Annotated in this window: 6 protein-coding genes; 1 reads left to right on the forward strand and 5 read right to left on the reverse strand. The window is 46.0% G+C overall.

Going from position 1 to position 8,035, the window contains the following annotated elements:
- Positions 1-438: 438 nt before the first annotated feature.
- Positions 439-579, forward strand: coding sequence for a DUF2191 domain-containing protein (locus tag BGL89_RS21365; RefSeq protein ID WP_071846437.1), 141 nt, complete (start codon positions 439-441; stop codon positions 577-579).
- A gap of 69 nt (positions 580-648) precedes the next feature.
- On the opposite strand, the gene dxs is transcribed toward BGL89_RS21365, so the two are convergent.
- From dxs to BGL89_RS19155, 5 genes are all read right to left on the reverse strand, one after another.
- Positions 649-2,559, reverse strand: a complete 1,911-nt coding sequence (dxs, locus tag BGL89_RS19135; protein WP_286827113.1) for a 1-deoxy-D-xylulose-5-phosphate synthase — start codon at positions 2,557-2,559, stop codon at positions 649-651.
- 73 nt (positions 2,560-2,632) lie between these two features.
- Positions 2,633-3,403 carry a nickel pincer cofactor biosynthesis protein LarB gene (larB, locus tag BGL89_RS19140; protein ID WP_286827114.1) on the reverse strand — a complete coding sequence of 257 codons (771 nt, stop codon included), beginning with the start codon at positions 3,401-3,403 and terminating at the stop codon, positions 2,633-2,635.
- A 168-nt stretch (positions 3,404-3,571) separates the two neighbouring features.
- The gene (locus BGL89_RS19145) at positions 3,572-5,320 is read right to left on the reverse strand and encodes a ribonuclease J (protein ID WP_286827115.1); all 1,749 of its coding nucleotides are present in this window, start codon (positions 5,318-5,320) and stop codon (positions 3,572-3,574) included.
- A 238-nt stretch (positions 5,321-5,558) separates the two neighbouring features.
- A complete protein-coding gene (dapA, locus tag BGL89_RS19150; RefSeq protein ID WP_286827116.1) occupies positions 5,559-6,452 on the reverse strand; it encodes a 4-hydroxy-tetrahydrodipicolinate synthase in 894 nt (297 codons plus the stop codon).
- Positions 6,453-6,827: 375 nt separating this feature from the next.
- Complete coding sequence (locus BGL89_RS19155; RefSeq protein ID WP_286827118.1) at positions 6,828-7,865, reverse strand: aspartate-semialdehyde dehydrogenase; 1,038 nt, start codon at positions 7,863-7,865, stop codon at positions 6,828-6,830.
- Between the last annotated feature and the right edge of the window lie 170 nt (positions 7,866-8,035).

Below are 8,035 nucleotides of genomic sequence, written 5' to 3' on the forward strand. Positions count from 1 at the left end.
TCAGCAAAAGTGCCGACAATTTTTTCCCACCAGGGAGTTTCGCTGACAGTAGGTAGCAAACGCTTAAGCAGTGCTACTTCAGCTTCTAAAGCTGCTAGTCTTATCTCTAGATCAGTGGTTAACATGGTTGACATATCCTCCTATTCTGCTCTTGCTCAAAGGTTAGCTTTAAAACAAAAACTGCTAAATCCCAGCCAGAAGCCATAAGATGAACTGATGAAACCATACACAGCACTCCGGGTAAAATTACCGATGAACGATTGTACACAATTCTGTCTTTAAGTCAAGTTACTTTACAAAACTTCAAGCAATTTCTTGACAAAATTTAACCTTTTTTCTCATTTTTGAACCCTCACAAATTAATTATGCAAGGGGTTTAATCTACTATACACAACTAGGGATACTACGAGAACTAACACTGTCATTGATGACCAACTCATGGCTGATGCTCTTAAAGCTACTGGACTCTCCTATTCTTTGTGTGATAAATTTAACTTCTATAGTAGTGATCGATCTTTGTGTCCTTTGTGTCTCTGTGGTTCGTTCCCCTCACTATTTATTGCCGGCAGTCTCCATTGACTATCTAGAGCAAAAAAAACCAGTCTTCCCTAATTTTTCGGGAAAACTGGACAAGCTAATCTCTAGATTTTAACCAACCTTAGCGGTTTGTTTTTGGCTAAAAAATGCCGCTAAAACCTGTTCGGCAATCTGGGGACTGGTTAAACCCAAATCAGCGAAGGATTCCTCTGGTTTGGCGTGGTCCACTAATTTATCAGGAACCCCGAAACGTTTGACCGGAACCAGAATATTAGCATCCTGTAAAGCTTCCAAAACCGCAGAACCAAAACCACCCATCAAACAACCTTCTTCCAAAGTCACCACTTTACCAAGACGTTGGGCAAGAGGAAAGATAAGTTCTGTATCAAGGGGCTTGACAAAACGAGCATTAACCACTGTGGCTTCGATACCGTGTTCGCTGAGAATTTCAGCCACCTGTAGGGAAGTGTTAACCATCGTGCCGTATCCCAACAGAAGAATATCATCACCACTGCGGAGAATTTCGCCCTTACCGATGGGTAAAGCTTCCCAACCTTCCTCCATCAGGGGAACCCCTAAACCGTTGCCCCGGGGGTAACGCATGGCAATGGGGCCGCTGGTATGATTAATCCCCGTCACGACCATTCTTTGCAGTTCCGCCTCATCTTTCGGGGCCATAATGGTCATATTGGGGATACAACGCAGGTAGGCGATATCGTACATCCCCTGGTGCGTCGGTCCATCGGCCCCAACAATACCGGCCCGGTCCATGCAGAAGAAAACCGGTAGATTTTGAATGCAGATATCGTGAATAATCTGATCAAAAGCCCGCTGCAGGAAAGTAGAGTAAATGGTGACAACCGGGCGCATTCCTTCGCAAGCAAGACCACCGGCGAGAGTAACGGCGTGTTGTTCAGCAATACCCACATCGATGTACTGTTTCGGCAGTTTTGCCTGAAATTTGTCTAATCCCGTCCCGGTAGCCATGGCGGCGGTGATGCCGATAATGCGCGGGTCATTTTCCGCTAATTTAGTGAGAGTATGCCCGAAAACTTTGGAATAAGCGGGGGGTTTCGGTTTAGTGGAGGGAATCGGTTTACCCGTAGCTAAATTAAAGGGATTTTGGGCATGATAACCCACTTGATCTTTTTCGGCCCATTCGTAGCCTTTGCCTTTAACGGTGGCAACGTGGACGAAAACCGGTCCGTGGACCTTATGGGCCTGTTTAAAAGTGGCGATTAATTCGGGAATATTATGACCATCAATCGGGCCAAAATATTTAAAGCCCAATTCTTCGATAACAGCGCCGACTTTGGGAACTGCTAACCGTTTCATTCCTTCTTTGACTCGTTCCATTTCCGGAGTGAGGGAGTCCCCGAAGAAGGGTAGATTTTTCAATTGTTCCTCGAGATTATCAGCGATAAACTGGACGGGTTCGCTAAGACGAACTTTATTGAGATAGCGGGAAATTGCCCCGACGTTAGGGGAAATGGACATCTCGTTATCGTTGAGGATAACCATGATGTTGGTGTTCGGTAAATGTCCAGCATGGTTAATCGCTTCTAGGGCCATACCCCCGGTTAAAGCGCCATCCCCGATGATCGATACCACCTTGAAATCTTCCCCCTTGGCATCCCGGGCTAAAGCCATTCCTAACCCCGCAGAAATGCTCGTAGAGGCGTGTCCAGCCCCAAAATGGTCAAATTTGCTCTCGCAACGTTTTAGATAGCCCGCAACACCGTTTTTTTGGCGGAGGGTGTGAAAATCGTTATAGCGACCGGTGAGGAGTTTGTGCGGATAAGCTTGGTGTCCCACGTCCCAAAGGACTTTATCGCGATCGAGATCGAGGGTTTGGTAAAGGGCGATCGTTAGTTCTACGACTCCTAACCCCGGTCCCAAATGTCCACCGGTAGCGGCGATCGTCTGGAGGTGTTTTTCGCGAATCTGACGGGCAATATCTTCTAATTGACGGAGTGATAAACCATGTAACTGGTTGGGATGAGTAATTTCACTTAGGTGCATATCGGCTTCTTTTTCAAAGTAGTTTATCCCTATACCAACTGTATAGGATATTCAGCCTGAGTTGAAGGAAAATCTAGGCTAATCTGGCCGCCGTGCGTAAAATTTGGCCAGCTAACATGGCGGCCCCAAAACCATTATCGATATTAACCACACCGATACCGACCGCACAGGAATTGAGCATAGTTAACAAAGGAGCAATACCACCGAAACTGGTTCCGTAACCGATACTGGTGGGAACGGCGATCACCGGGCGATCGACTAATCCCGCTACCACACTTGGTAAGGCTCCTTCCATTCCCGCAACAACAATTAACACATCGGCGGCATCCAGTAGATGGCGATGATTCAAGAGGCGATGAATTCCCGCTACTCCCACATCCCAGAGACGCTGCACGGAAAAACCGCATAATTGAGCAGTAACCGCCGCCTCCTCCGCTACGGGAATATCGGCAGTTCCCGCCGTTAGGATGGAAATTATCCCTTTTGGGGGATTTTCTGGGGCAGCTGCGGCAATGGCACAGATGCGGGCTAAGGGATAATAAACTAAGTCCGTTACCTGTTCCTGTAGCTGGGCCGCTATCTCTGCTTCAATGCGGGTGGCCATAACCACGGGACTATTTTGACGCAATACACCGATAATTTGGGCGATTTGAGCGGTGGTTTTACCCGGCCCCCAGATAACCTCCGGAAATCCCGTTCTTAATTGACGATGATGGTCAATTTTAGCGAAGTCTTCCACCGGTTCAAAGGCCAGATGTTTAAGTTTATCTAAGGCTTTCTCCGGGTTGATTTCTCCCCTGGCAACGGCGGTCAGCAGCGATCGCAAATCGGCAGGATGCAACATGATCAGTTATCAGTTATCAGTTATCAGTGGGTAAGTTATCAGTGGGTAAGTTAACAGTTATCAGATTTGAGTTTTAAGTGAGCAGTATGTGTTAAGTGAGCAGTATTAAATAGCAGTTTCTTGCCATCTTTTCACTGATTACTGCTCACTGATTACTGCTCACTGCTATTAGGAGGCCATGGTAGCTGCGGGACGACGGCGGCGATAAGTACGATTGTTCGCTGGTTCCGTTGCCGCCGCTTGCAGGAGGAAAATCACTAAGGGTTGACTCTGTAACTCCCGTTTGATTAAACGTTGCAAAGTCGTCTCGATTTCGGCCCGCAAACCGACCCAATCCGTGGCCCCCGTCGCGGTTTTAAATTCCCCGATGCGATCGCTTAAACAGCGTTCGATCGCCCGAATAATTAACTGATTCAGCAGCGGGATTTCCACTTTTGTCACCACACCGCGCAAATTAATCTCTGGAGGTGCGCTTAATTGTCCCTCAGCGTTAACGAAGGATGCGATCGTAATCACACCATCTTCGGCTAATTGTTGTCTTTCCTGCATAATGTGTTCGTGGACCACACCCGCTTGATCGACTAACTCGATTCCCGAAGGCACTGGCGCGCCGACCGCAATGCGATCGCCAGTTAACTCGATCGTATCACCATTTTTGACAATCACCATATTTTCGGCGGGAATCCCCATACTTTGGGCCATCTGAGCGTGTTTGACCAGCATTCGGTGTTCTCCATGCACTGGCACAAAAAACTTCGGCCGCGTCAAAGATAACATCAATTTATGGTCTTCTTGGGAACCATGGCCAGAAACGTGAATTCCCTTATCCCGTCCGTAAACCACGTTAGCACCCTGCATCATCAGGCGATCAATTGTATTGACCACAGCGATCGTATTACCCGGAATCGGATTAGCGGAAAAGACAATCGTATCCCCCTGACGCACGCGAATATGAGGATGTTCACCCTTAGAAATCCGCGTCATGGCCGCTAAAGGTTCCCCCTGGGAGCCTGTGGTTAAAATGACGATTTTCTCATCGGCTAAATTGCGGGTCGCTTTCAAGGGTTCAAATAGATCATCGGGACATTTTATATACCCCAAATTGCGCGCATGAGCGATGACATTTAACATCGATCGACCCACTACCACCACTTTCCGGTTAAATTTCTGGGCCAATTTCAACACCAGATTAATCCGATGCACCGAGGAAGCAAAGGTAGTGATCATAATCCGTCCCGTTGCTTGGTTAAAAACCCGCTCTAAACCGGGATAAACGGCAGCTTCCGAAGGAGTATAACCGGGTACTTCCGCATTAGTGGAATCACTCAATAAACATAGCACCCCTTTCTCGCCATGTTCGGCAATTTTTTGTAGATCAAAGAATTCGCCATCCACGGGAGTATGGTCAATTTTAAAATCTCCTGTGTGAATAACTACCCCCAAAGGAGTGTGAATTGCTACACAAAAACTATCGGCGATCGAGTGGGTATTGCGGATATATTCCACCATGAAAGATTTACCTAAACGCACCATTTGCCGGGGAACAACGGTTTCTAATTTGGTACGATTTGCTAATCCTGCTTCCTCCAATTTATCCCGCAATAAGGCCATGGCTAGACGCGGACCGTAGATAATTGGTACATCAAATTGTTTGAGATGGTAGGGAATGCCACCGATATGATCTTCGTGACCGTGGGTGACGATCATACCCTTAATTTTATGGCGATTTTCTCTTAGATAAGTCATATCGGGAAGCACTACATTGACCCCGTGCATATCATCGGAAGGAAAAGCTAAACCAGCATCCAGGAGAATAATCTCATCATCGTACTCAAAAACACAGGTGTTTTTGCCGATTTCGTGTAATCCTCCTAGGGGAATGATCTTTAGTTTTGCTTGGGTTTTATCTTGATTCATTAGGTATCCTTTGATGGTAAGTTATGATGATTTTTCAGGTGGGTTTTGTGGACGGGAAATCTCAAAAAATGAATAGTTAGAATAAGTCTGACTAGGGGAACAAACCCTAGCTAAGTTAACTTATATCAATACTTTCTAGCCGTTATAAACTATATTTATTTTCTAGTTAAGCTATTAATATTATAACCTATTTCTCGAAAAAATCCTAGTTTAGTTAGCCAAATTTTCTAGTATTTTTCTAAATCAAAGACAATTCTTGCATAATTTTTGCTAATCCTTCCTCTAGTTCGGGACTTAAGGAACATAAAGGAGATCGCAATCCCCCCACTTCCCAACCGACTAGATTTAAGGCCGCTTTAATTGGAATTGGATTAGTGGCACAAAATAAACCTTTAAACAGGGGAAATAATTTCAAGTTAATCTCGATCGCTTTGGCCGCATCTCCGGTTAATAAAGCTTGAATCATCCCTTGGATTTCTTCTCCCACCAGATGACTAGCAACACTGACCACCCCCACCGCACCACAGGTCATCAGGGGTAAGGTGAGAAAATCATCGCCGGAATAAATAGCGAAATTTTCAGGGGTATGACAGTAAATCTTACAGGTTTGTTCTAAATTACCACTAGCTTCTTTTACCGCCATAATATTATCAACTGCTGCCAGTTTAATAATCGTTTCTGGGGTCATATTTTGACCCGTACGACCGGGGATATTATAAAGCATCACCGGCAGATCGGGACAAGCTTCGGCAATGGTGCGAAAATGCTCGTATAAACCCTCTTGGGGAGGTTTATTGTAGTAGGGAACCACTTGCAAAGAACCATCTAAACCCAGTTTAGCAGCCTGTTGGGTAGCTTCGATCGCTTCGGAAGTGGAATTAGAACCCGTCCCCGCGATCACTTTTCCCCGACCATTAACCGCTTTTTTGACAATACTAAATAGTTCGTATTCTTCCTGCCAACTTAGGGTGGGTGATTCTCCCGTCGTCCCACAGACCACTATACCATCGCTACCGTGAGTAACTAGATAATCGGCCAATTTTTCCACCATCCCATAATTAACTTGACCCTCGACGGTGAAGGGTGTCACCATCGCCGTAATTACTCGTCCAAAATATGTTGTTTCACTCATTGATCAGTTATCAGTTATCAGTTATCAGCTTCTGAAGGCAAGAGGCACTCTTGCAAGAGGCAAAAGAAAGAATCTGGCAATCCTCCTAAGTAGGGAGGCACAATTAATTATTTGTAGGATGGGTTAGCGCACTTCGTAACCCATGCAGGCGTTGGGTTTCATGCTTCAACCCAACCTACGTTCATCTTATATTTAATTCCACCCACTCACTTACCTAAAAAGAAGGTTATCAACTAAGTACATCGAAGCTTTTAGCCTAACAAATCGAGTTATCAGTTTTTGAGCCATCAACAACCAGACTTTACTTATTCGATTAATTAGCTATTTTTCTAATTATCATCGCCTTGATCTAGCTGATGGCTGATAGCTTAATTATCAAACTGTTGCTAATCTTGAACCGACGAGATTTTTCTTGACTAAAAGTTCGGCAATTTGTACAGCATTTAAAGCCGCACCCTTGCGAATTTGATCGCCGCATAGCCACAATTCTAGACCGTTAGGATGGGAGATATCTTGACGAATGCGTCCCACTAATACTTCATCGCGGCCGGTGGCATCAATTGGCATGGGAAAATAATTAGCGTCCCAATCTTCCACTAATTTTACCCCCGGAGCGGACTGAAGAATTTCTCTGGCTTTCACTACAGAAAAAGGCCGACTAAATTCTAGGTTAACCGATTCCGAATGGGCCCGCAGAACGGGAACCCGTACACAGGTGGCGCTAACCCGCAACCCCGGACAAGCAAAAATCTTGCGTGTCTCATTCACCATTTTCATTTCTTCCTCGCAGTACCCTTGACCATTAATCGGGGTATTGTGGGGAAAAAGATTAAAAGCGAGGGGATAGGGGAAAGAATTGGTCGGAGGTTGCCGATTGTCAAGAATTGCTTGTGCTTGCTCTTTTACCTCCTCCATCGCTCGCGCTCCAGCACCACTAGCGGACTGATAAGTAGAAACTACTACTCGCTCGATCGCCTGTACTTGGTGAAGAGGCCAGATCGCCACTCCTAAAAGAATTGTCGTACAGTTGGGATTAGCGATAATGCCCCGGTGATTGTCCACACTGTCGGGATTAATTTCCGGGACAACCAGAGGCACTTCGGGATTCATGCGAAAAGCGCTGGAGTTATCGATAATTGTCGCACCAGACTCGACAATAGTTTTCGCCCAAGCTTTTGAGGTGGACCCCCCCGCAGAAGCAAGAACGATATCCACGTCCTGAAAAGAGCGCTCGTTTACCGCTTCGATTAGGAGACTTTCGCCCCGAAAATTGAGGGTTTTTCCAGCAGAACGCTCGGAAGCGAGTAATTTTAGACTAGCGAGAGGAAATTGACGACTAGCTAATAATTCTAGTAATTCCGTTCCCACGGCCCCGGTGGCTCCTAAAATAGCGACCCGTACTTTTTGACTCAAATTGTGTGACCTCCTGACGAGTTGGGTGTTGACATCCTCGCCGCCCTAAAAGTGCGGCGATTCCTAAACCTCACGATTGAAGTTTCTGCTTCAACCACCGTTGCATACCACGGTTAAAAAACCATGTACTGTCTTACACAAAGTCCACAGACTTTCGCGACCTTTCAGAA

The sequence above is a fragment of the Microcystis sp. LSC13-02 genome (assembly GCA_002282935.1).
Lineage (GTDB): Bacteria > Cyanobacteriota > Cyanobacteriia > Cyanobacteriales > Microcystaceae > Microcystis.

Coding starts and splice junctions, on each gene's coding strand:
- larB (WP_286827114.1), bottom strand. CDS start 3,403: ATGTTGCATCCTGCCGATTTGCGATCGCTGCTGACCGCCGTTGCCAGG.
- BGL89_RS19145 (WP_286827115.1), bottom strand. CDS start 5,320: ATGAATCAAGATAAAACCCAAGCAAAACTAAAGATCATTCCCCTAGGA.
- dapA (WP_286827116.1), bottom strand. CDS start 6,452: ATGAGTGAAACAACATATTTTGGACGAGTAATTACGGCGATGGTGACA.
- BGL89_RS21365 (WP_071846437.1), top strand. CDS start 439: ATGGCTGATGCTCTTAAAGCTACTGGACTCTCCTATTCTTTGTGTGAT.
- dxs (WP_286827113.1), bottom strand. CDS start 2,559: ATGCACCTAAGTGAAATTACTCATCCCAACCAGTTACATGGTTTATCA.